This is a genomic window from Mycobacterium sp. 134 (genome assembly GCF_048282715.1).
GTDB lineage: Bacteria > Actinomycetota > Actinomycetes > Mycobacteriales > Mycobacteriaceae > Mycobacterium > Mycobacterium septicum.
In genome coordinates this window covers 2,516,140-2,538,611 of the sequence record NZ_JBLVUN010000008.1, presented here as the reverse complement: position 1 = coordinate 2,538,611, position 22,472 = coordinate 2,516,140, and the positions used below count along the sequence as shown (strand labels likewise).

Below are 22,472 nucleotides of genomic sequence, written 5' to 3'. Positions count from 1 at the left end.
GAGCGGAAGTTGACCACCGAGTTCGTGCGCCAGGATCTGGCCCAAAACTCCTCTACCGCAGCCGAACCCGACCGGGTCCGGGTGATTCGCGAGGGAGTTGCCTCCTACCTTCCGGATATCGATACCGACGAGACCGCGGAATGGCTGGAGTCGTTCGACGAATTGCTGGAGCGATCGGGTCCGGCGCGCGCCCGGTACCTGATGTTGCGGCTGCTGGAGCGCTCGCGCGAGAAGCGTGTCGCCATCCCGGCACTGACGTCGACCGACTACGTCAACACCATTCCCACCGAGCTGGAGCCCTGGTTCCCCGGCGACGAGGACGTCGAGCGACGCTTCCGCGCCTGGATCCGGTGGAACGCGGCCATCATGGTGCACCGGGCCCAGCGCCCGGGAGTCGGTGTGGGCGGCCATATTTCGACGTATGCATCATCGGCGTCGCTGTATGAGGTCGGCTTCAACCACTTCTTCCGCGGCAAATCCCACCCCGGCGGTGGCGACCAGGTTTTCATCCAGGGCCACGCCTCCCCCGGCATCTACGCGCGCGCCTTCCTTGAGGGCCGGCTGACGACCGACCAACTGGATGGTTTCCGCCAGGAGCACAGTCATCCCGGCGGCGGCCTGCCGTCCTACCCGCACCCGCGCCTGATGCCGGACTTCTGGGAATTCCCGACGGTGTCCATGGGCTTGGGCCCGATGAACGCCATCTATCAGGCCCGGTTCAACCACTACCTGCATGACCGCGGCATCAAGGACACCTCCGATCAGCACGTGTGGGCGTTCCTCGGCGACGGCGAGATGGACGAGCCCGAGAGCCGCGGCCTGATCCAGGTGGCCGCCAACGAGGCGCTGGACAACCTGACCTTCGTGGTGAACTGCAACCTGCAGCGCCTGGACGGCCCCGTGCGCGGCAACGGCAAGATCATCCAGGAGCTGGAGTCGTTCTTCCGTGGCGCCGGCTGGAACGTCATCAAGGTGGTCTGGGGCCGCGAGTGGGACGCCCTGCTGCACGCCGATCGCGACGGCGCGCTGGTCAACCTGATGAACACGACGCCTGACGGTGACTACCAGACGTACAAGGCCAACGACGGCGCCTACGTGCGCGATCACTTCTTCGGCCGCGACCCGCGCACCAAGGCCCTGGTCCAGCCGATGACCGACCAGGAGATCTGGAATCTCAAGCGCGGCGGTCACGACTACCGCAAGGTGTATGCCGCCTACCGTGCCGCGATGGAGCACAAGGGCCAGCCGACGATCATCCTGGCCAAGACCATCAAGGGCTACACGCTGGGCAGCCACTTCGAGGGCCGCAACGCCACGCACCAGATGAAAAAGCTTGCGCTGCAAGACCTCAAGGACTTCCGCGACGTCACCCGGGTGCCCATCACCGATGAGCAGCTGGAGCAGGACCCCTACCTGCCGCCGTACTACCACCCGGGGCCCGAGGCACCCGAGATCCGGTACCTGCTGGACCGTCGCCGCGCCCTGGGCGGGTTCGTGCCGGCGCGACGCAACAAGTCCACACCGTTGGCGTTGCCCGCATCCGACGCCTACGCCGCCTTGAAGAAGGGGTCGGGCAACCAGTCCGTGGCCACCACCATGGCGACGGTGCGCACGTTCAAGGAACTGTTGCGGGACAAGAACATCGGACCGCGCCTGGTGCCGATCATCCCCGACGAGGCCCGCACCTTCGGCATGGACTCGTGGTTCCCGAGCCTGAAGATCTACAACCGCAACGGGCAGCTGTACACGTCGGTGGACTCGACACTGATGCTGGCGTACAAGGAATCCGAAATCGGCCAGATCCTGCACGAGGGCATCAACGAGGCCGGGTCGACATCGTCGTTCACCGCGGTGGGCACGTCGTACTCCACCCACAACGAGCCGATGATCCCGATCTACATCTTCTATTCGATGTTCGGGTTCCAGCGCACCGGCGACGGCCTGTGGGCGGCAGCTGATCAGATGGCCAAGGGCTTCGTGCTCGGGGCTACCGCCGGGCGCACCACGCTGACGGGTGAGGGCCTGCAGCACGCCGACGGCCATTCGCTGCTGCTGGCCTCGACCAACCCGGCCGCGGTGACCTACGACCCGGCGTTCGCCTACGAGATCGCCCACATCATCGAGAGCGGTCTACAGCGGATGTACGGCGAGCACGCCGAGAACGTGTTCTTCTACATCACCATCTACAACGAGCCCTACGTGCAACCGGCGGAGCCGGCCGATCTGGACACCGAGGCGCTGTTGCGCGGCATGTACCGGTACCGCCGTGCGCCCGAACAACGCACGAACACCGCCCAGATCCTGGCCTCGGGCGTGTCGATGCCGGAGGCGTTGCGCGCGGCGGACATGCTCGCCGCGGAGTGGGACGTGGCCGCCGACGTGTGGTCGGTGACCAGCTGGGGCGAGCTCAACCGCGAAGGTGTGGAGATCGAGCGGCACCGGCTGCGGCATCCCGATCAGCCCGCCCGGACCCCACATGTGACCAGCGCCCTGGCCGACGCGGCCGGCCCGGTGGTGGCGGTATCGGACTGGATGCGTGCGGTACCCGAGCAGATCCGGCCGTGGGTCCCGGGCACCTACATCACGCTGGGCACCGACGGCTTCGGCTTCTCCGACACCCGCCCGGCCGCTCGGCGCTACTTCAACACCGACGCCGAGTCGGTCGTGGTGGCAGCGCTGGAGGGGCTGGCCCGGGACGGCGAGATCGATCCCTCGGTGGCCATCGCGGCGGCCAAGCAGTACAAGATCGACGACGTGTTCGCCGCCGCCGTGTCCTACGTCGACACCGGCAGCGCCTAGTTTCTCTTGCGCGAGCAGACGCCGAGGTACCCCGAATCACGACAATTCGGGTACCGGAGCGTCTGCTCGCGGAAGGGCTGTTGGAGGAATCCACCAGAATATTGGCGTAGCTTTTAGGGATGGCTGACAACCGGTTCGTCCCGCCGAAGTCGACGGTCGAGGTCCTCGAGACCGTGCCCGACTCGACGCTGCGCCGGTTGAAGCAGTATTCCGGCCGGCTGGCCACCGAGGCGGTGCACGCCATGGCCGACCGTCTGGACTTCTTCTCCGATCTGGACGCGTCGCAGCGGGCGAGCGTGCAGTTGGTCGTACAGACCGCCGTGGTCAACTTCGTCGAATGGATGCGGGACCCGGAAAGCGACGTCAGCTACACCGCCCAGGCCTTCGAGGTGGTGCCGCAGGACCTGCGCCGCCGTATCGCCCTGCGCCAGTCGGTCGAGATGGTGCGGACCTCGATGGAGTTCTTCGAAGAGGTGGTGCCGCTGCTGGCCCGCTCCGAGGAGCAGCTCAACGCGCTGACGGCCGGCATCCTGCGCTACAGCCGGGACCTGGCGTTCGCGGCGGCCAGCGCCTATGCCGATCAGGCCGAGGCCCGCGGGGCCTGGGATCTGCGGATGGAGGCCAACGTCGTCGACGCGGTGGTGCGCGGCGACACCGGGACCGAACTGCAGTCCCAGGCCGCGGCGCTGAACTGGGACGCCACCGCGCCGGCCACGGTGATCGTCGGCCTGCCGCATCCGGACCGGCTGGATCTGGCCCGCGACGACATCCATGACGTCACCAAGCGCCACAACCGGGCGGCCTTGTCCGACATCCACGGCACGTGGCTGGTGACGATCGTGTCCGGCCCGCTGTCAGCAACCGATCGCTTCCTGGTCGACGTGCTGTCGGTATTCGCCGACGGCCCGGTCGTGGTCGGGCCGACAACCCCGACGCTGACATCGGCCCACCGCAGCGCCACCGAGGCGATCTCGGGCATGAACGCGGTGGCCGGATGGCCCGGCGCGCCCCGACCGGTCTCAGCCCGCGAACTGCTGCCCGAACGGGCCCTGCTGGGCGACGCGACGGCGATCGCGGCATTGGAAAGCGAGGTCATGCGCCCCTTGGCCGATGCCGGACCGGCGCTCACCGAGACCCTCGACGCGTTCCTGGATTCCGGGGGCGCCATCGAAGCTTGCGCTCGCAAATTGTTCGTTCATCCAAACACGGTGCGATATCGCCTGAAACGGATCGGGGACTTCACGGGCCGCGATCCCGCCGTGCCGCGGGATGCCTACGTGCTGCGGGTTGCGTCGACAGTCGGCAGACTGAGCAAACAGGCATACCAGCCGAGCACGCCAAATGCCGGAACCGTCGTGATACCGGCGATTCGTCCGGGACATCCCGCCAGGCAGCGGGCCTGAACTGGGCACATGGGACAACCAGAGCCTGTGACATATTTCGCTGCGGTGAAGAGAACGTCGCATCACATGCACTTTTGTGGGGAACCTACAAAAACATAAGACAAGGTTCATAATCTCTTACACCCCACAAAACCGTCTTCACAGTGTTCTCTTAATGACGTGCCTCAACCCGTGCTCGCATTCCTTGCTCCCGGACAGGGATCGCAGACCCCCGGCATGCTCTCCTCTTGGCTGGAGCTGCCCGGTGCGGCCGATCGCCTCGCCACGTGGTCGCAGATCAGCGGCCTGGATCTGGCGCGCCTGGGAACCACCGCCACCGCGGAGGAGATCACCGACACCGCGGTGACGCAGCCGCTGGTGGTGGCCGCCACGCTGCTGGCCTATGAGGAACTGACCAAGCGCGGCGTTCCCATCGCCGCCGACCCGGCCGACACATTGGTCGCCGGCCATTCGGTCGGTGAGATCGCCGCCTACGCCATCGCCGGCGTCATCTCCGCCGACGACGCGGTCAAGCTGGCCGCCACCCGTGGCGCCGAGATGGCCAAGGCCTGCGCCGTCGAGCCGACCGGCATGTCGGCGGTGCTCGGTGGCGACGAGGCCGAGGTCCTGGCCCGGCTGGAGTCACTGGACCTGGTCCCGGCCAACCGCAACGCCGCCGGCCAGATCGTGGCCGCCGGTGCGATCGCGGCGCTGGAGAAGCTCGCCGAGGATCCGCCGGCCAAGGCCCGCGTCCGTCAGCTGGCGACCGCAGGCGCGTTCCACACCCATTACATGGCTTCCGCGCTGGATGGCTACGCCGCCGCAGCCGCGTCTGTAACGACCGCCGAGCCCACCGCGACACTTCTGTCGAACGCGGACGGCCAGCCGGTCGCCTCGGCCGCCGATGCGATGGAGAAGTTGGTGTCCCAGCTGACCAAGCCGGTGCGCTGGGATCTGTGCACCGCCACCATGCGGGACCGCTTCCAGGGCGCCGAGCGCGCCGGGATCGTCGAGTTCCCGCCGGCAGGCACCCTGGTCGGCATCGCCAAGCGTGAACTGAAGGGCACACCCACCCGCGCGGTCAAGGCCCCCGCAGACCTGGATGGCTTGGACGAGCTGTAAGTCCAGCAAAACCGAATAACGCAGTAACGAAAAACGCAGTAAAAACCGAACGTCCCGAAATGTCCTCCGCACCCGGAGGGCAGCGTCAACAACAAGAAGGAGCCATTGTGGCCGCCAGTCAAGAAGAAATCATCGCCGGTCTCGCGGAGATCATCGAAGAGGTCACCGGCATCGAGCCGTCCGAGGTGACCCCCGAGAAGTCGTTCGTCGACGACCTGGACATCGACTCGCTGTCGATGGTTGAGATCGCCGTGCAGACCGAGGACAAGTACGGCGTGAAGATCCCCGACGAGGATCTGGCCGGCCTGCGCACCGTCGGTGACGTCGTCTCCTACATCCAGAAGCTCGAAGAAGAGAACCCCGAGGCTGCCGCCGCCCTGCGCGAGAAGTTTGGCTCGGAATGACCAAACCTTCCACTGCTAACGGAGGCTTCCCGAACGTCGTGGTGACTGCCGTGGAGGCCACCACGGCGCTCGCTGCTGACATCGAGAGCACGTGGAAGGGCCTCCTGGCCGGAGAAAGCGGCATCCGTGAGTTGACCGACGACTTCGTCACCAAGTGGGACCTCCCGGTGCGTATCGGTGGTCACCTGGTCGATGACGTCGACAGCCATCTGACCCGCATCGAGCTGCGCCGCAATTCCTATGTGCAGCGCATGTCGTTGGTGCTGGCCCGGCGCCTGTGGAAGAACGCAGGCGCACCCGAGGTCGATCCCGACCGGTTCTCGGTCGTGATCGGCACCGGTCTCGGTGGCGGCGAGAAGATCGTCGAGACCTACGACGCGATGAACGAGGGCGGGATCCGCAAGGTCAGCCCGCTCGCCGTTCAGATGATCATGCCCAACGGCGCCGCTGCGGTCGCCGGCCTGGAGCTGGGCGCCCGCGCCGGGGTCATCACCCCGGTGTCGGCGTGTTCGTCAGGGTCCGAGGCCATCGCCCACGGCTGGCGACAGATCGTGATGGGTGACGCGGACTTCGCCGTTGTCGGCGGTGTGGAAGGCGGCATCGAGGCACTGCCCATCGCGGCGTTCTCGATGATGCGTGCCATGTCGACCCGCAACGACGATCCCGCCGGTGCGTCGCGGCCGTTCGACAAGGATCGCGACGGCTTCGTGTTCGGTGAGGCCGGCGCGATGATGATCATCGAGACCGAGGAGCACGCCCTGGCCCGTGGCGCCAAGCCGCTGGCCCGTGTGTTGGGCGCAGGTATCACCTCGGACGCGTTCCATATGGTCGCTCCCGCGGACAACGGTCAGCGTGCCGGTGCCGCGATGAAGCGGGCGATGGAAACCGCGGGTCTGGAAGCCAAGGACATCGACCACATCAACGCCCACGGCACGGCCACCCCGATCGGTGACACCGCCGAGGCCAACGCCATCCGCGTTGCCGGATGCGAGAACGCGGCGGTCTACGCGCCGAAGTCGGCGCTGGGTCACTCGATCGGTGCAGTCGGTGCGCTGGAGTCGGTGTTGACGGTGCTCGCGTTGCGCGACGGGGTCATCCCCCCGACGCTTAACTATGAGACACCGGATCCTGAGATCGATCTCGATGTGGTTGCGGGCGAGCCTCGTTATGGCGACTACAAGTACGCCATCAACAACTCGTTCGGATTCGGTGGCCACAATGTGGCTCTGGCCTTCGGGAAGTACTGACATCGGGTAGACAAACCCGATAGGTACCCCCCGGAAGGCACCCACCGAGGGAAAGCACGGAAGGAAGAACACAGCAAATATGGCGGGATTGTCCACTGGGAATGGTCTTCCCAATGTGGTTGTCACCGGCGTAGCCATGTCAACGGCGCTGGCAACCGATGCTGAAAGCACCTGGAAGAAGCTGCTCGACGGTCAGAGTGGCATCCGCACTCTCACCGATTCGTTCGTCGAGGAGTACGACCTGCCGGTTCGTATCGGTGGGCATCTCCTGGAGGACTTCGATCACGAGCTGACGCGGGTCGAACTGCGCCGGTTGTCATATTTGCAAAAGATGTCGACGGTGATCGGCCGCCGGGTCTGGGCCAACGCAGGCTCCCCGGAGGTCGATACCCGTCGCCTCATGGTGTCCATCGGCACCGGCATGGGTTCCTCCGAGGAACTCGTGTTCGCCTACGACGGCATGCGGACCAAGGGCCTGCGCGCCGTGTCACCACTGGTCGTGCAGATGTACATGCCCAACGGCGCGGCAGCGGCGGTCGGGCTGGATCGCAAGGCCAAGGCCGGGGTGTGTACCTCGATCTCGGCCTGCGCCTCCGGTTCCGAGGCCATCGCCAACGCCTGGCGCCAGATCGTGCTCGGCGAGGCCGACATCGCGATCTGCGGTGGCGTCGAGACAAAGATCGAGGCCGTGCCGATCGCCGGCTTCGCGCAGATGCGCATCGTGCTGTCGAACACCAACGACGATCCGGCGGGCGCGTGCCGCCCGTTCGACAAGGACCGCAACGGTTTCGTGTTCGGCGAGGGCGGTGCCCTCATGGTCATCGAGACCGAGGAGCACGCCAAGGCGCGCGGCGCCAACATCCTGGGCCGTCTGATGGGTGCGAGCGTCACCTCGGACGGCTACCACATCGTCGCGCCGGACCCCAACGGCGAGCAGGCGGGTCACGCCATGACCCGCGCCATCGAACTGGCGGGCCTGCAGCCCACTGACATCGATCACATCAACGCGCATGCCACGGGCACCAGCGTCGGCGATGTGGCCGAGGGAAAAGCGATCAACAACGCGATGCGCGGCCACACGCCCGCTGTCTACGCGCCCAAGTCCGCTCTCGGACACTCGGTCGGCGCGGTCGGCGCGGTGGAGTCCATCCTGACAGTCATGGCGCTGCGGGACGGCGTCATTCCGCCGACGCTCAACCTGCGCAACCTCGATCCGGAGATCGACCTGGACGTGGTGGCCGGTGACCCCCGGCAAGGCGACTTCAAGTACGCGATCAACAATTCGTTCGGATTCGGTGGGCACAACGTCGCGCTCGCCTTCGGAAAGTACTGAGACTCCACAACTACGGCGACCCAGAGCTTTCCACTAAAGGAGACCTTTATGACGATCATGGCCCCCGAAGCTGCCGCTGAATCGCTCGACCCCCGCGATCCGCTGCTGCGCCTGCAGACCTTCTTCGACGACGGCAGCGTCGAGCTGCTGCACGAGCGGGACCGCTCCGGCGTGCTGGCCGCGGCCGGCACCGTCAACGGTGTTCGTACGGTGGCGTTCTGCACCGACGGCACCGTGATGGGCGGTGCCATGGGCATCGAGGGCTGTGCCCACATCGTCAACGCCTACGACACCGCGATCGAGGAGCAGAGCCCGATCGTGGGCATCTGGCACTCAGGCGGCGCCCGGCTGGCCGAGGGCGTCAAGGCGCTGCATGCGGTCGGCCTGGTCTTCGAGGCGATGATCCGGGCGTCGGGCTACATCCCGCAGATCTCGGTGGTCGTCGGCTTCGCCGCCGGCGGTGCGGCTTACGGTCCCGCCCTGACCGACGTCATCATCATGGCTCCGGACAGCAAGGTGTTCGTCACCGGCCCGGACGTGGTGCGCAGCGTCACCGGTGAGGACGTCGACATGGTGTCGCTCGGCGGCCCCGACGCCCACCACAAGAAGTCCGGCGTGTGCCACATCGTCGCCGACGACGAGCTCGACGCCTACGAGCGCGGCCGTCGCCTGGTCGGGTTGTTCAGCCAGCAGGGCCATTTCGACCGGAACAAGGCCGAGGCAGGCGACACCGACCTGGCCGCGCTGATGCCCGAGTCGGCCCGTCGCGCCTACGACGTGCACCCGATCATCGAGGCGCTGCTCGACGAGGGCGTGCCGTTCGAGGAATTCCAGGCCAAGTGGGCCCCGTCGATCGTCGTCGGTCTCGGTCGGCTCGCCGGCCGGTCAGTCGGCGTGATCGCCAACAACCCGCTGCGTCTCGGCGGCTGCCTGAACTCCGAAAGTGCCGAGAAGTCGGCACGTTTCGTGCGGCTGTGCGACGCGTTCGGCATTCCGCTGGTGGTCGTCGTCGACGTCCCGGGCTACCTGCCTGGCGTGGACCAGGAGTGGGGCGGTGTGGTGCGCCGCGGCGCCAAGCTGCTGCACGCCTTCGGCGAGTCATCGGTCCCCCGCGTCACCCTGGTGACCCGCAAGATCTACGGCGGCGCCTACATCGCGATGAACTCGCGTTCGCTCAACGCCACGAAGGTGTTCGCCTGGCCGGACGCCGAGGTCGCCGTCATGGGCGCCAAGGCCGCCGTCGGCATCCTGCACAAGCGCAAGCTGGCTGCCGTCGAGGATGCTGCAGAGCGGGATGCCTTGCACGAAGAGCTGGCCGTCGAGCACGAGCGCATCGCCGGCGGTGTGGATTCCGCGATCGAGATCGGCGTGGTCGACGAGAAGATCGATCCGGCGCACACCCGCAGCAAGCTGACGCAGGCGCTGGCCGAGGCCCCGCACCGGCGCGGCCGCCACAAGAACATCCCGCTGTAACTCTTCCGCGCGGAATTTCTTCCGCGACAAGACGCGAATGTCCCCCAAAACCGTGGTTTTGGGGGACATTTGCGTCTGCTCGGCAGATCTACCGAGTGGTGTAGCCACCGTTGGCGAAGAGGGTCTGCCCGTTGATCCAGTGCCCCTCGTCGGTGAGGAACACCACCAGCGGGGCGATGTCGGTGATCTCGGTCAGCCGGTTGCCCATCGCCTGCGACTTGTGGAACTCGACCCGCTCCGGGGTTTCCTGCGGATAGAAGAACGGTGTGTCCATCGGGCCGGGCGCCACGTTGTTGACGTTGATGCCACGGACGCCGAATTCCTTGGAAGCGGCCCGGGTGAAGTGTTCGACGGGGCTCTTGGAGCCCGCGTAGGTCGAGTAACCGTCGGTGTAGGCCGCCAGCAGCGCAGTCACGATGGTGACCACCGAGCCGTTGTCGGCCAGCCGCTTGCCCGCCTGCTGCAGGAAGAAGTAGGCCGCCTTGGCATTGATGTCGAACATCGAGTCGTATTCGGCCTCAGTGGTTTCCACGAACGGCTTCCGCAACACCTTGCCCACCGTGTTGATCGCGATGTCGACGCTGCCGAACGCGTCGACGGCCGTGTCGAAGAGCCGCTCGACGTTGGCCGGCACCGTCAGGTCGCCCTGCACCTTGACGGCCTTGACGCCCGCGTCCTGCACGGCGGCGACGGTCTTGTCAGCGTCCGCCTCGGTGGCAGCGCTGTTGTAGTGAACGGCGACGTTGACACCCCTCGAAGCCAACGTCGTGCTGATCAGTCCGCCGAGGTTCTTGGCTCCGGCAGCAACAATTGCTGATTTGCCTTGCAGTTTGCTCATAGCTCGCAGCGTAGCTACGCGATCCACATATGAATAACGCAAAATGCGGATGTTTTCACAAGCGGTTCTTGTAGATAGATTTGAGGGATGTCAGCGAACATCCCTGATCTGCGACGTTTACGTCAGTTCATCGCAATCGGCGAGGCAGGCAGTGTCACCGCCGCGGCGGTCGCACTTCACGTTAGCCAACAAGCTCTCAGCAGCTCGATGCAGCAACTCGAGAAGGAACTCAACGCCACGTTGTTCCGGCGCGAGGGTCGTCGCCTGACGCTCACCCCGGCCGGCGAACTGCTTCTCGCCGAAGGCCGAACACTGCTGGCAGCGGCGCATACGGTGGCCGACCGGGTGGAACAGACCGCCGGCGGCGCCGCCGAGGTCTTTGTCGTCGGCCACACCCCGGCCCTCAGCGGCAGCGAAGCCTATACCCGCCTCGAACCGGCCATCACCGCGTTTCCGGAGACCTCCTTCACCTTCCGTCAGCTCTACCCCGATCAGCTCGCCGCCGCGGTGCTCGGCGGCGAGGTGCACCTCGGCCTGCGCCGCGGGGTCGTCCCCACCAACGAATTGGCCACGGCCATCCTGGGTTACGACCGGGTACGGCTGGCCCTGCCCGGCGAGCACCGGCTGGCCGGCTCGGCCACCGTCGACATTCACCAACTCGCCGGGGAGCGCATCGCCTTGTGGGCACCCCCGGGCGGGTCGTACTACAGCGACTTTCTGATGGGCGCGTGCCGCCGTGCCGGTTTCGAACCCGACTATGTCGTCAGCCGGGTCCAGGGGGCGGCCACGGTCGCGGCCCCGCTCACGACCGGCGCCGTCACGTTCGTCACCTCTCCCCCGGGACCGGCCATGGACGGACGGGTGGTGATCACCGAACTCGAGCCACCACTGCTCGTGGGCGCCCAGGCATTGTGGCAGCGCCACACCGGTTCAGCGGTGCGCGACGTGCTGCTGTCGCAGGTCTAGCCGACCCGGGTCAGGTCGTTGCCCAGTGCGACCTGCACGATCCGGCGCTCCGGATCGTCGTTGGGGGTGGGTGCTCTCCACCAGCCGCGTGACCGCTCTTGCCGGCACACCGTCGAGGCGATGTACTCGTTGCCGCCTCTTCCGCCCTCGCGCGAGTGTGGTGGCAGGAAGCGGTAGATGCCCTTCCGTGAAGGCTCCACCTGCTGAGCGGGATTCGGGTTGATGCGGGTGTACTCCGCGAGGATCTCGTCGCCGGAGACCGGCTCTCCACCGGCGGGCGGCTCACGCAGGAACGATCTTTCGACGAATGCCAGCCCCGCGCCCCGGGCCTTTTCCAGCATCCAGCACAACGCGATGTCGCTGAGCCCATGGTGACGGTTGCCGCCGCCGACATCGGAGTGCGATCCGGTGAACCACACCTGTTCCAGACGTTGCGTGGGTGGGGCCATGTCGGATTTGGACCAGATCGTCGGCACGAACGGACCGCGCCGCTCATCGATCGCGAGTGCCTGGTAGGCCTCCCCGACCTTCGAACTCAGAGTGGTGTCGTGAAATTCGTACCGCCGGTTGAATCGGCGGGCCAGCCACCCGCCGGCTGACGGAATCCCCAGGGCACCAACGGTATCCCAGACCCCGATGAACCGGATGTCGGTTTCGTAGGAGTACATCTTCCTGAACAGCGCCGCCGCGACACTGCGCGGATTCGTGTTCGTGTTGCCCCCTCGGTACAACGCGTACGCCTGTCCGATCTGATCGACGTTGTCACGATGCAACACTCCCGAGTTGCGGATCAGACCCGCCGTACTGCGTGCGGTGAACGCCCCACGGCTGAATCCGAAGAAGAACAGTTCGTCGCCGGGTTGGTAGTTCTGGACGACGAATCGGTAGGTGTCGCAGACATCGCGGAACAGGCCGGCACCGAAGGCCCCGCCGAGCAGCCGGTCCGACCGGGTGGTGCCCACCCCCCGGTGGTAGAACAGCCGCTGCTCTCGCCCCTCGTCGTCGTGGGGAGCCAGCGCCATCGCCACTTTGGCGACATTGGTCGGCGTGGGCTTGCCGTCCGTTGTCTGATCAGGTGTGTTCCACGTGCCGTCACAGCACACCACCAGTCGCTTCGCCATGATCGAGCTCCCTCGCCGCACAGGTTTGCACCTCTTGGGTCAGTGTGCTCGCGGCGACCGGCCACGCCATGCGTAGTGAACTACTCGACTTCCCCGAATTCGGCGACCATCTCGGCCGCCGCCTCGGTGGCGAGGTCCCGGTCGTCGCTCACCAGCCCGATACGGGTGCGGCGGTCGAGGACGTCATCGACCGACAGCGCGCCTTCGTGGGTGACAGCGTACTCGAACTCCGCTCGGATGACGTCGAGTCCGTCGGCCACCGGGTCGGTGGGGCGGGCGCACCGGGCCCGGGCGATCACATTGGGCGCCTCGGACCCGTACCGGGCGACCAGCGACGACGGCAATGCGTGTTCAGATCGCAGGGCGGACACCGGATTGGCCGGTGCGCCGACGAGTGGCAGATTCGCGGTCCGGCAACCCGAGGCCGTGAGACCACGCATGTTCAACGCCCGGTCGAGCACATCCTGGGCCATGTAGCGGTACTCGGTGAGTTTCCCGCCGATGATGCTGATCACGCCGCTCGCCGACTCCACCACCGCGTGCTCGCGGGAGACATCGGCCGTGTTGCCCTCGCCGGTGTCGATCAGCGGCCGCAACCCCGCGTAGGCGCCCCGCACGTCCGCAGTGGTCAGTTCGGTGGCCAGCGCGGTGTTGACGGTGTCGAGCAGGAACGCGATCTCGCCCGGAGTCGGTTGTGGCACATCGGGAATCGGCCCAGGAGCATCCTCATCGGTCAGCCCCAGGTAGACGCGGCCGAGCTGCTCGGGCATCGCGAAGACGAACCGGTTCAACTCCCCCGGTATCGGAATGGTCAGTGCCGCGGTCGGATTGCCGAACGCGGCGGCGTCGAACACCAGATGTGTGCCGCGGCTGGGCCGCAGGGTGATCGCCGGGTCGAGATCGCCGGCCCATACGCCGGCAGCATTGATGACCACCCGCGCGGTCGCGTCGAAGGAGTCCCCGGTGAGTTCGTCGGTCAGGCGCACCGAGGTGGCGGCGGCTTCACCGGCGGAGACTCGCGTCAGGATGCGGGCCCCGTGCTGCGCGGCGGTGCGGGCGACGGCGGCCACCAGCCGGGCGTCATCGATGAGCTGGCCGTCGTAGGCGAGGTAGGCCCCGTCGAGGCCCTCGGTGCGCACCGTCGGGGCCAGCTCGACCGCACGTCGTGCGTCCACCCGACTCGACCGCGGCAGCGTCGACGCGCTCGTACCTGCCAGCCTGCGCAGGCCGTCGCCGGCCACGAATCCGGTGCGTACCAACGCGCGCGACGCGCGTCCCATCGACGGAAGCAGCGGTACCAGCTGCGGCATGGCCTTGACGAGGTGAGGCGCGTTGCGGGTCATCAGGATTCCGCGTTCGATCGCGCTGCGGCGGGCGATCCCGACGTTGCCGGTGGCCAGGTAGCGCAGACCGCCGTGGACCAGTTTCGAACTCCACCGGCTGGTGCCGAAGGCGAGATCGTGTTTCTCCACCAGTGCCACCTGCAGGCCGCGGGTGGCGGCATCCAGCGCGATGCCCGCACCGGTGATCCCGCCGCCGATGACGATCACGTCGAGCTGTTCCCCGTCGGCCAGAGCGGCCAGTTCGGTTGCCCGCCTGGCGCGGTTGAGAGCAGTCGGTCCGGTCACGAGGCGAGGTATCCGTTCAATGCGTGGGACAGTTCCGCGGCCAGCGCGCCGGCGTCGAGAATCGGCTCGACCATCTGGGCGGACTGGATGGCGGACTGGGTGATCAGCAGGCACATGGTGGCCAATTGCCGGGGATCCCCGGCCCGGACGCGGTTGTCTCCCAGGCCGGCTTCTTGGGCGAGCTTGAGTTCCCCGGCCAGCGCATCGATCAGGATCTGCTGGCTGGTGCCCAGCCGCTCGGCGATGTACACCATCGCCACTTCCGGAGCGGAGTGCAGGACGGCCATGATCACCTCGTCGTCGCGCAGCCGCGCGGCGACCGTCACGATGCGGTTGACCAGGGCCGCACGGCCCGGACCGCCGACCTCGGTGGTGTCGAGAACACCGACGACGCGCGCGGTGAGCAGCGCGGCCAGGATCGACTGGGTGTCGGGGAACCGCCGGTACACGGTCGGGCGGCTGACTCCGGCTCGCCGGGCGATCTCGGCCAGTGTCACCCGGTCCACGCCGAAGGCCAGCACGCAGCTGGCGGCGGCCTCCAAGATCTGGTCGCTCAGCGATCCCTCGTTACTGATTGACATCATGTGTAATACTGTAACGCATGACTCAGCCGGCTGAACAGTTTCTGCCTCCGATGAAGTGGAATGCCTGGGGCGACCCGCATGCGGCCAAGCCGCTCTCCGACGGAATCCGATCTCTGCTGGAGCAGGCCCTGGGCGTCGAAGCCGCACCGGCGGCGGAGCCGACACCCGACCAGGTGCAGTTGCGGCCATCCGCCCTGTCCGATGCCGACCGAGACGCCCTGGCCGCCATCGTCGGCGCAGCACACTGCGGTACCGACACCATGTCGCGACTGCTGCGCGCGGGCGGCAAGTCGACGCTGGATCTGCTGCGCCGCAACGATTCCGGAGTCCAGGATGCGCCCGACGCGGTGTTGCTCCCGGGCTCGGACGACGAGGTGGCCGCGATTCTTGCCCACTGCGTCGAGCACCGGATCGCCGTCGTCCCGTTCGGCGGCGGCACCAGCGTCGTGGGCGGGCTCGACCCGCTGCGTGGCAATTTCGCCGCGGTGGTCGCGCTCGACCTGCGCCGGTTCGACGCACTGCACACCCTCGACGAGGTGGCCGGTGAGGCCGAACTCGGCGCCGGCGTCACCGGACCACAGGCCGAGGCATTGCTTGGCGCACAAGGCTTCTCACTGGGCCACTTCCCGCAGAGCTTCCAATTCGCCACGATCGGCGGGTTCGCCGCCACCCGGTCCTCAGGGCAGAATTCGGCCGGATACGGCCGGTTCGACGACATGGTCCGCGGTCTGCGCGCCGTCACGCCGGCAGGCACCCTCGACCTCGGTCGCGCTCCGGCCTCGGCTGCCGGGCCGGACCTGCGTCAACTGCTCCTCGGCTCGGAAGGCGTGTTCGGTGTCATCACCCGGGTCCGGGTTCGAGTGCATCCGGTGCCCGAGACCACCCGCTACGAGGCCTGGTCCTTCCCTGATTTCGCCACCGGCGCGGAGGCGCTGCGGGCCGTCACCCAGACCGGCACCGGCCCGACGGTGATCCGGCTGTCCGACGAGGCCGAGACCGGGGTGAACCTGGCGACCACGGAAAGCATTGGCGAGCAGAGCATCACCGGCGGCTGCCTTGCCATCACGCTGTTCGAGGGCACCGCGGCCCACACCGAGAGCCGCCACGAGGAGACCCGCGCCGTCATGCAGGCCCACGGCGGCACCTCGCTGGGTGACGCGCCGGCCCGGTCCTGGGAACACGGCCGATTCAACGCACCGTATCTACGCGATTCGCTGCTGGCCGCCGGCGCGCTGTGCGAAACCCTGGAGACCGCCACCACCTGGTCTAACCTGGCCGGGCTGAAGGCCGCGGTCACCGAGGCTCTGACCACCGCCCTCGCCGAATCCGGCACGCCGGCACTGGTGATGTGCCACATTTCGCATGTGTACCCCACCGGCGCCTCGCTCTATTTCACGGTCGTCGCCGCCCAGCGCGGCAATCCGATCGAGCAATGGCAAGCCGCCAAGACCGCGGCCTCCGACACGATGGTCCGCAACGGCGGCACCATCACCCACCATCACGCAGTCGGCGCAGATCACCGGCCGTGGATGCATGACGAGATCGGCGACCTCGGCGTCGAGGTGTTGCGGGCCGTCAAGGCCACACTCGATCCGGCCGGAATCCTCAACCCGGGCAAGCTGATTCCGTGAATCAGGTAACCGTCCTGACCAATCCCATGTCAGGGCACGGCAATGCGCCGCATGCGGCCGAGCGGGCGGTCGCGCAGCTCCAGCGGCGCGGTATCGACGTGTGCGCCATCGTCGGCACCGATGCCGCGCACGCCCGCCGCCTGGTCGACGAGGCGCTCGACCGTGGCACCGACGCCCTTGTGGTGGTCGGCGGCGACGGGGTGATCTCGCTGGCCCTGCAGGCGCTGGCCACCGGAGATGTCCCGTTGGGCATCGTCCCGGCCGGAACGGGCAACGATCACGCCCGCGAATATCGTCTGCCGACAGGCGATCCCGAGTCCGCGGCCAATGTCATCGCCGACGGCCACACCGAGACGGTCGACCTCGGCCGCATCGAGGATGCCTCCGGTGCGGTCAAGTGGTTCGGCACCGTGATGGCCGCCGGGTTCGATTCCCTGGTCAGCGACCGGACCAACCGGATGCGCTGGCCGCACGGCCGGATGCGCTACAACGTCGCGATGCTCGCGGAGATCTCGAAGCTACGACTGCTGCCGTTCCGTCTCACCTTCGACGACGGCCCGGAGATCCGCACCGACCTCACCCTGGCGGCATTCGGCAACACCCGCAGCTACGGCGGCGGCATGTTGATCTGCCCCGGCGCCGACCATTCGGACGGACTGCTCGACGTCACGATGATCACGTCGGCGTCCCGCACCAGGTTGATCCGCCTGTTCCCCACGGTGTTCAAGGGCACCCATGTCGACCTCGACGAGGTGACAACGAGACGAGCCGGCACCGTTCATGTCGAATGCCCGGGCATCAACGCCTACGCCGACGGGGATTTCGCACTCCCGTTGCCGGTCACCGTGTCCGCGGTGCCGGGCGCACTGCGCTTACTCGTGCCCAAGCAGTCCTGAACGAACTCCACGATGGAGTCGCGGGCCTCCCGGCTCTCCGGCAGGAACGGCAGAAACGCCGGGAAAGCGTGGAGCTGACCGGGCCAGATCTTGAGAGTGCACGACCGCCCCGCATCGGTCAGCACCTCGTGCATGCGTTCGGCGTCGCAACACAGCGCCTCGGATTCTGCCGCGATGATCAGGCTCGGCGGAAAGGTGTCGAGCACGCCGTTGACCGGTGACAGGGCGTGACCGTCCGAGTCCTTCGGGCCGACGCACCCGACGACCATCGGCAGGACCAGTCCGATTCCCATCCGATCCACGGCGAAGTTGGGATGCCCGGAGCGGCGTTCATTGTCGAGTTCGAGCAGCGGGCTGATGCCGACGACGCCGGCTGGCGCCTCGACCCCCTGCGCCTGGGCGGCGAGAACGGTTGCGAAGGCCAGGAATCCGCCTGCCGAATCGCCCGCCACGATCGTCTTGGCCGGGTCCGCGCCCTGGTCCAACAGCCAGCGGTAGGCGCGCAGACAGTCCGCGATGGACTCGTCGACGGTCACGTCGGGGTGCTGTCGGTACTCGACGTGCACCACGGGCAGTTGGGTCCGCCGGGCAAGGGCGACGGCGACGTGCACGTGGGTGTCGAAGCCGCCGAGGACGAATCCACCTCCGTGTAGGTAGAGGATGGCGCCGTCGGCGAGCGGGCGGTGAGCAGATTCGACCGTACGGATGGTCTCGAGGGTGACATGGCCGATCGTGATCCGGCCGACCTGCAGGCCCCTGCGCGGGCGGAGGCGCTGAAGTCGCGCGAGCCCGTTGATGCGGCGACCGATCGTGGTGAGGCGGTCCTCGACGGATCGATCTCCTTGGTAGGCAACTGATCTGCGCACCTGAACGAGGAGAGTTCGGCGGGCGATGGCATAGCACGCGCGGGATCTGCGACTGGGACGTCGTGTCGACAGTGCGGCGGCCGGTAATACCATCCCAACTCCTTCGGTCCTTGGGTACGACAACTGAGGTTTCAGTCGACTGGTTGCTTCGGCGATCCCAGGGCGGCAAGCAGTTTCACCAGGTGGCCGAAGGCGTCGGTGAACGGTCGCGCGGGCACCGACGGATCGATGGCCCGCTGGATGCCGAGGCCGATGCCGGCACTGAGCAGGAGATTGCCGAGATCCTCCAGGCTCGACGCGACTTCGCTGTTCGCCAATTGCGCTTCGGTGAGGCCGAGTTCCACCGACATCGACTGCAGTACGTCGATGACCATCTGCGCGGCCTCGTTGCGCAAGCTCGTGATCATCTGGCCGAGCTCGGGATTGTTCCGCGACAGCACCGCGAACTCGAGTTCGAGCATGGTCCAGCCGACGTCGCCCGCCGTGCGCTCCAGCCACGCGCTCAAGGCCGTCACCCGGCTGTCCAGCTCGGCGTCGGATATCGCGAGTTCGGCCATCTCGGCGAACTTCTCACGGTGGATGAGCTCGAGGACATCGCGGCACAGGTTGGGCTTGCTGCCGAAGTTGGAGTACACCGCGCCCTTGGAGAAGCCCGCGTCGTCGGCGATGTCTTCGAGGCTGGTGGCGGCATAGCCGTGGGCCAGGAAGCGCTGTTTGGCGGCCTCCAAGAGTTCGGCCCGCGTCCGTTCCTGGCGTTGAGCCCTGGTCAGCCGCGGCATGCGCTGATGATAGTTCGGAGTGGACTTTGGGTATTGAATTAACTCAAAGTATTCAGATACCGTGGGTATGCGAAAGGTCGTGAAGCGACTCCAGGGGAGGCATGACGTGCGGTTTTCACAGCGACAGGCGTCGGTGAACGGGGCGGTGGTCATCGTCACCGGCGGGGCGCGTGGCATTGGCGCCAAGACTGCGGAGCTGTTCTCCGCCCGCGGCGCCACGGTATGGATCGGCGACGTCGATGCCGATGTGGCCGCGACGACCGCGGCCGGTATCCCCCGCTGCCGGGCGGCCTACCTCGACGTCACGCAGCGGTCGTCGTGGGAGCGCTTCGTCGCGGACGCCGTCCGCGAATCGGGCAGCATCGACATCCTGGTCAACAATGCCGGGGTCATGCCACTCGGCGCGTTCGACGCCGAATCCGAGGCCACCACCGACCTGATCCTCGACGTCAACGTGCGTGGCGTCCTGAACGGCATGCGGGCTGTGGTTCCGTCGATGGTGGACCGCGGCCACGGTCACGTCGTCAACGTGGCGTCGATGGCGGGCATGATCCCGATCCCCGGCATGGTGACCTACAACGCCAGCAAGTTCGCCGCCCTGGGCGCCTCGCTGGCGGCCCGGCGCGAGTACGCGGGCACCGGTGTCTCGGTGTCGGCTGTGCTGCCGTCGGCGGTACGCACCGAGCTCGCCTCGGGTGTGCAGCTCGGAAATGGCCTTCCCACAGTGGATCCCGACGACGTCGCGCGGGCGATTCTCAAGACCCTGCACACCCGGGCCGCGCGCACGTCGGTCCCGGGGTGGGTCGCGCCCGGGTGGGCCCTTGTCGACGCCCTGGTACCCGAGGCGATCCAGCGCGCGGTGCGAGACCGCATCGATGACCGCCGTGCCCTGACCGCCCTCGACGAGCAGGGCCGGTCCACATACCTGCAGCGCATCGCTCGCCAATCGAAAGCTCATGCCGCGCAGCCCGATTCCGGGGTGACGTCATGACCACGGCACTGGCGATCGGCTGCGGTGGCACCATCGGAGGCGCGTGGACAGTCGCGGCGCTACACGCCCTGGCCGAACAGACCGGATGGGATCCGCGTGACACGGCCGTGCTGCAAGGCACTTCGGCGGGAGCCGAACTCATCACGATGCTGGGCGGCGGTGCCACGGTGGGCGATCTCGTCGCGATGCAGCGCGGTACTGCCACCGATGAGCGCCTGCGCCGGCATATCGCGGACACGCCGTCCAGCATGCCGCCGATCCCGGCGCCCCGGCTGCTCAACCCGCGCCTGCTCGGGAGCCAACGGGGCCTCGCCGCCGCCACCGGCATCGCTCCGGTGGGACGAGGCAACGCGGACTGGTTGCAGCGCCTCGCCGACGGATTCGCCGACCCCGCCGGGTGGCCGGCACACCCGGGAATCCGGATGGTCGCCTTCGACTACCAGCGCGGCGAGCGTGTCGTGTTCGGGGCGCCCGGCGCGCCGAAGGCCTCCGCAGGCGAAGCGCTACGCGCATCCTGGGCGGTGCCGGGCTGGATGCCACCGGTCACGATCGGGGGCAGGCAGTTCGTCGACGGCGGCGCCGCATCGACCGCATCGGTCGATCTGATCGCTTCCGATGAAGCCGAGATCATCTACGTGATCACTCCCATGGCCTCCGAACCAGGCACGCGCGCACCGGGATTCGGTGGACGGCTGGAGCACCTGCTGCTGCGCCGCCCGATGTCGGCCGGGTTGGACCACGAAGTGGCGCAGGTGCGGGCCCGGGGCACGCAGGTCGTCGTGATCCGGCCCGACACCGCGGATCTCGCGGGCCTCGGTTCACATTTCATGCGGCGTGGCCGACGACAGTCGGCGTTCGAGGCATCGATGCGCACCGCACCTGCCACAGTTCGACGTGCGCTCGCCGTCAGTGAGGAGGCCCGATGAGCCGCGAAGTCCGCATCGTCATCATCGGCGCGGGAATGGCCGGCATCGCCACCGCGTACACGCTCAAACAAGCCGGGTTCACCAACTTCACGATCCTGGAAAAGGGTTCGGACGTCGGCGGGGTCTGGCACTGGAACCGCTACCCGGGACTCACCTGTGACGTGCCGTCACAGATCTACCAGTTCTCGTTCGCACCCAAACCGGACTGGAGCCACATCTGGGCCAACGGTGAAGACATCCAGCGCTATCACCGCGACGTGATGGAACGGTTCGGACTCGACTTCCACCTGCGGTGCGACACCGAGGTAGTCGAGGCCCGTTACGACAGCACCACCACGTCGTGGACGCTCACCACAGGCGACGGGGAAACCCTGACAGCCGACTTCGTCATCTGCGCGACCGGCGTGTTGCATCACCCGTCGATCCCCGAGATTCCCGGCATGGACACCTTCGGCGGACAGATCGTGCACACGGCACGGTGGGATCCGGAGGTGGTGACCGACGGCAGGCGCGTTGCCGTGATCGGAACGGGGTCGACCGGTGTCCAGGTGGTTTCGGCCCTGCAACCGAAGGCCCGCAGCCTGATGCACTTCGCGAGATCACCGCAGTGGATCCTGTGGGCACCGATGTCGCTGCGGCAGTCGTCGGTCCTCGCCAAGGTGCTGCACCGGAGGCCGGGGTGGCATGACTTTCTCTACCGGCGGCTGCAGTGGGGGTCACAAATCCTCGCCGACGTCGTCACCACGCCGTCGTGGCGGCGCAGGCTGGTGCAGTCCTATGCCCGGTGGAGCCTGGCCGCCCAGGTCCGCGACCGTGCGCTCCGCGCGAAGCTCACCCCGGACTACGAGCCGCTGTGCAAGCGGCAGGTGGTCTCGGGCTCGTACTACCGCGCCATCAAGCGTCCCAACGCGAGCCTGATCGACGATCCCATCCAGGAGTTCACCGCTGACGGCATCCGCACCGCCGACGGCACGCACCACGACGTGGATGTCGTGGTGCTGGCCACCGGGTTTCAGGCGCACAACTACATGCGCCCGATGAACATCGTGGGCCGTGACGGCGTCACGCTCGACGATGCATGGGTCAAAGGCCCGCGGGCGTACCGCATGACGGCGATCCCCGGGTTTCCCAACCTGTTCACCGTATTGGGCCCGAACTCCCCGACCGGGTCGATCCCGCTGCAGTACTCCGCCGAGCTCACCGCCGGCTACATCGTGGCCTGGCTCAAGCGGTTTGAAAACGCCGAACTCTCCGAGGTCGAGGTCACCGAACAGGCCACCGACGAATTCAACGCCGCGGTCGCCGACGGGCTCGGTCCTACCGTGTGGAACACCGGGTGCAACTCGTGGTACTTCACCGACGCCGGAACCATCGACCTGTGGCCGTTCGACCGGGCCACCCTCACCCGCATGCTGTCCGAACCGGACCCCGCGCACTACCGAATCCGGTGACGGCAAGCCACGTATCGGGCCCTCTTCCTGCGATT

Annotated in this window: 19 protein-coding genes; 13 read left to right on the top strand and 6 right to left on the bottom strand. The window is 67.2% G+C overall.

Annotated features, from left to right (window positions below; genetic code table 11):
* The first annotated feature begins 9 nt into the window (after positions 1–9).
* From aceE to ACNQVK_RS16820, 7 genes are all read left to right on the top strand, one after another.
* The gene (aceE, locus tag ACNQVK_RS16850; protein ID WP_409550652.1) at positions 10–2,799 is read left to right on the top strand and encodes a pyruvate dehydrogenase (acetyl-transferring), homodimeric type; all 2,790 of its coding nucleotides are present in this window, start codon (positions 10–12) and stop codon (positions 2,797–2,799) included.
* Between the two features lie 119 nt (positions 2,800–2,918).
* On the top strand, positions 2,919–4,202 hold the full coding sequence (locus tag ACNQVK_RS16845; protein WP_418030428.1) for a PucR family transcriptional regulator: 1,284 nt from the start codon (positions 2,919–2,921) through the stop codon (positions 4,200–4,202).
* 171 nt (positions 4,203–4,373) lie between these two features.
* A complete protein-coding gene (locus ACNQVK_RS16840) occupies positions 4,374–5,303 on the top strand; it encodes an ACP S-malonyltransferase (protein WP_418034187.1) in 930 nt (309 codons plus the stop codon).
* 107 nt (positions 5,304–5,410) lie between these two features.
* Positions 5,411–5,707, top strand: a complete 297-nt coding sequence (gene acpM, locus ACNQVK_RS16835; protein WP_003884427.1) for a meromycolate extension acyl carrier protein AcpM — start codon at positions 5,411–5,413, stop codon at positions 5,705–5,707.
* Positions 5,704–6,954 carry a 3-oxoacyl-ACP synthase KasA gene (kasA, locus tag ACNQVK_RS16830; protein WP_418030427.1) on the top strand — a complete coding sequence of 417 codons (1,251 nt, stop codon included), beginning with the start codon at positions 5,704–5,706 and terminating at the stop codon, positions 6,952–6,954. Before acpM ends, kasA begins: the two co-directional genes overlap by 4 nt.
* Before the next feature lie 79 nt (positions 6,955–7,033).
* Positions 7,034–8,287, top strand: coding sequence for a 3-oxoacyl-ACP synthase KasB (kasB, locus tag ACNQVK_RS16825; protein WP_211154907.1), 1,254 nt, complete (start codon positions 7,034–7,036; stop codon positions 8,285–8,287).
* Between the two features lie 48 nt (positions 8,288–8,335).
* Positions 8,336–9,760: an acyl-CoA carboxylase subunit beta gene (locus ACNQVK_RS16820; protein ID WP_276129839.1), complete on the top strand. Its 1,425-nt coding sequence runs from the start codon at positions 8,336–8,338 to the stop codon at positions 9,758–9,760.
* Between the two features lie 88 nt (positions 9,761–9,848).
* Here the strand turns inward: ACNQVK_RS16820 and ACNQVK_RS16815 are convergent, their stop codons facing one another.
* Positions 9,849–10,598: an SDR family oxidoreductase gene (locus ACNQVK_RS16815; RefSeq protein ID WP_418030426.1), complete on the bottom strand. Its 750-nt coding sequence runs from the start codon at positions 10,596–10,598 to the stop codon at positions 9,849–9,851.
* Positions 10,599–10,685: 87 nt separating this feature from the next.
* Between ACNQVK_RS16815 and ACNQVK_RS16810 the strand changes: the two genes are divergently transcribed.
* Positions 10,686–11,564: a LysR family transcriptional regulator gene (locus ACNQVK_RS16810; RefSeq protein ID WP_418030425.1), complete on the top strand. Its 879-nt coding sequence runs from the start codon at positions 10,686–10,688 to the stop codon at positions 11,562–11,564.
* Here ACNQVK_RS16810 and ACNQVK_RS16805 read toward each other — a convergent pair.
* From ACNQVK_RS16805 to ACNQVK_RS16795, 3 genes are all read right to left on the bottom strand, one after another.
* Positions 11,561–12,685: a DUF2235 domain-containing protein gene (locus ACNQVK_RS16805; protein ID WP_418030424.1), complete on the bottom strand. Its 1,125-nt coding sequence runs from the start codon at positions 12,683–12,685 to the stop codon at positions 11,561–11,563. The genes ACNQVK_RS16810 and ACNQVK_RS16805 overlap by 4 nt on opposite strands.
* Before the next feature lie 80 nt (positions 12,686–12,765).
* Positions 12,766–14,313 carry a glycerol-3-phosphate dehydrogenase/oxidase gene (locus tag ACNQVK_RS16800; RefSeq protein ID WP_418030423.1) on the bottom strand — a complete coding sequence of 516 codons (1,548 nt, stop codon included), beginning with the start codon at positions 14,311–14,313 and terminating at the stop codon, positions 12,766–12,768.
* On the bottom strand, positions 14,310–14,897 hold the full coding sequence (locus tag ACNQVK_RS16795; RefSeq protein WP_418030422.1) for a TetR/AcrR family transcriptional regulator: 588 nt from the start codon (positions 14,895–14,897) through the stop codon (positions 14,310–14,312). Before ACNQVK_RS16795 ends, ACNQVK_RS16800 begins: the two co-directional genes overlap by 4 nt.
* 50 nt (positions 14,898–14,947) lie before the next feature.
* Here ACNQVK_RS16795 and ACNQVK_RS16790 point away from each other — a divergent pair, with 50 nt between their 5' ends.
* Entirely contained in the window at positions 14,948–16,528 is a 1,581-nt protein-coding gene (locus tag ACNQVK_RS16790; RefSeq protein WP_418034186.1) for an FAD-binding oxidoreductase, read from the top strand.
* Positions 16,525–17,424: a diacylglycerol kinase gene (locus ACNQVK_RS16785; RefSeq protein ID WP_418030421.1), complete on the top strand. Its 900-nt coding sequence runs from the start codon at positions 16,525–16,527 to the stop codon at positions 17,422–17,424. Before ACNQVK_RS16790 ends, ACNQVK_RS16785 begins: the two co-directional genes overlap by 4 nt.
* Here ACNQVK_RS16785 and ACNQVK_RS16780 read toward each other — a convergent pair.
* Positions 17,334–18,290, bottom strand: coding sequence for an alpha/beta hydrolase (locus tag ACNQVK_RS16780; protein WP_418030420.1), 957 nt, complete (start codon positions 18,288–18,290; stop codon positions 17,334–17,336). The two genes, ACNQVK_RS16785 and ACNQVK_RS16780, sit on opposite strands and share 91 nt — an antisense overlap.
* A gap of 131 nt (positions 18,291–18,421) precedes the next feature.
* A complete protein-coding gene (locus tag ACNQVK_RS16775; RefSeq protein ID WP_418030419.1) occupies positions 18,422–19,069 on the bottom strand; it encodes a TetR/AcrR family transcriptional regulator in 648 nt (215 codons plus the stop codon).
* Between the two features lie 106 nt (positions 19,070–19,175).
* Between ACNQVK_RS16775 and ACNQVK_RS16770 the strand changes: the two genes are divergently transcribed.
* Genes ACNQVK_RS16770 through ACNQVK_RS16760 form a run of 3 tightly spaced genes read left to right on the top strand, consistent with a single transcriptional unit; the run spans position 19,176 to position 22,437 of the window.
* Positions 19,176–20,060, top strand: a complete 885-nt coding sequence (locus ACNQVK_RS16770; RefSeq protein WP_418030418.1) for an SDR family oxidoreductase — start codon at positions 19,176–19,178, stop codon at positions 20,058–20,060.
* Positions 20,057–20,986: a patatin-like phospholipase family protein gene (locus ACNQVK_RS16765; RefSeq protein WP_418030417.1), complete on the top strand. Its 930-nt coding sequence runs from the start codon at positions 20,057–20,059 to the stop codon at positions 20,984–20,986. The genes ACNQVK_RS16770 and ACNQVK_RS16765 overlap by 4 nt, the downstream gene beginning before the upstream one ends.
* Positions 20,983–22,437: a flavin-containing monooxygenase gene (locus ACNQVK_RS16760; RefSeq protein WP_418030416.1), complete on the top strand. Its 1,455-nt coding sequence runs from the start codon at positions 20,983–20,985 to the stop codon at positions 22,435–22,437. Before ACNQVK_RS16765 ends, ACNQVK_RS16760 begins: the two co-directional genes overlap by 4 nt.
* Positions 22,438–22,472 lie beyond the last annotated feature (35 nt).

Bases quoted from the DNA above. Each gene is read 5' to 3' on its own strand.
- ACNQVK_RS16845 (WP_418030428.1), top strand. From the start codon at position 2,919: ATGGCTGACAACCGGTTCGTCCCGCCGAAGTCGACGGTCGAGGTCCTC.
- kasA (WP_418030427.1), top strand. From the start codon at position 5,704: ATGACCAAACCTTCCACTGCTAACGGAGGCTTCCCGAACGTCGTGGTG.
- kasB (WP_211154907.1), top strand. From the start codon at position 7,034: ATGGCGGGATTGTCCACTGGGAATGGTCTTCCCAATGTGGTTGTCACC.
- ACNQVK_RS16820 (WP_276129839.1), top strand. From the start codon at position 8,336: ATGACGATCATGGCCCCCGAAGCTGCCGCTGAATCGCTCGACCCCCGC.
- ACNQVK_RS16815 (WP_418030426.1), bottom strand. From the start codon at position 10,598: ATGAGCAAACTGCAAGGCAAATCAGCAATTGTTGCTGCCGGAGCCAAG.
- ACNQVK_RS16810 (WP_418030425.1), top strand. From the start codon at position 10,686: ATGTCAGCGAACATCCCTGATCTGCGACGTTTACGTCAGTTCATCGCA.
- ACNQVK_RS16805 (WP_418030424.1), bottom strand. From the start codon at position 12,685: ATGGCGAAGCGACTGGTGGTGTGCTGTGACGGCACGTGGAACACACCT.
- ACNQVK_RS16795 (WP_418030422.1), bottom strand. From the start codon at position 14,897: ATGATGTCAATCAGTAACGAGGGATCGCTGAGCGACCAGATCTTGGAG.
- ACNQVK_RS16790 (WP_418034186.1), top strand. From the start codon at position 14,948: ATGAAGTGGAATGCCTGGGGCGACCCGCATGCGGCCAAGCCGCTCTCC.
- ACNQVK_RS16775 (WP_418030419.1), bottom strand. From the start codon at position 19,069: ATGCCGCGGCTGACCAGGGCTCAACGCCAGGAACGGACGCGGGCCGAA.
- ACNQVK_RS16765 (WP_418030417.1), top strand. From the start codon at position 20,057: ATGACCACGGCACTGGCGATCGGCTGCGGTGGCACCATCGGAGGCGCG.
- ACNQVK_RS16760 (WP_418030416.1), top strand. From the start codon at position 20,983: ATGAGCCGCGAAGTCCGCATCGTCATCATCGGCGCGGGAATGGCCGGC.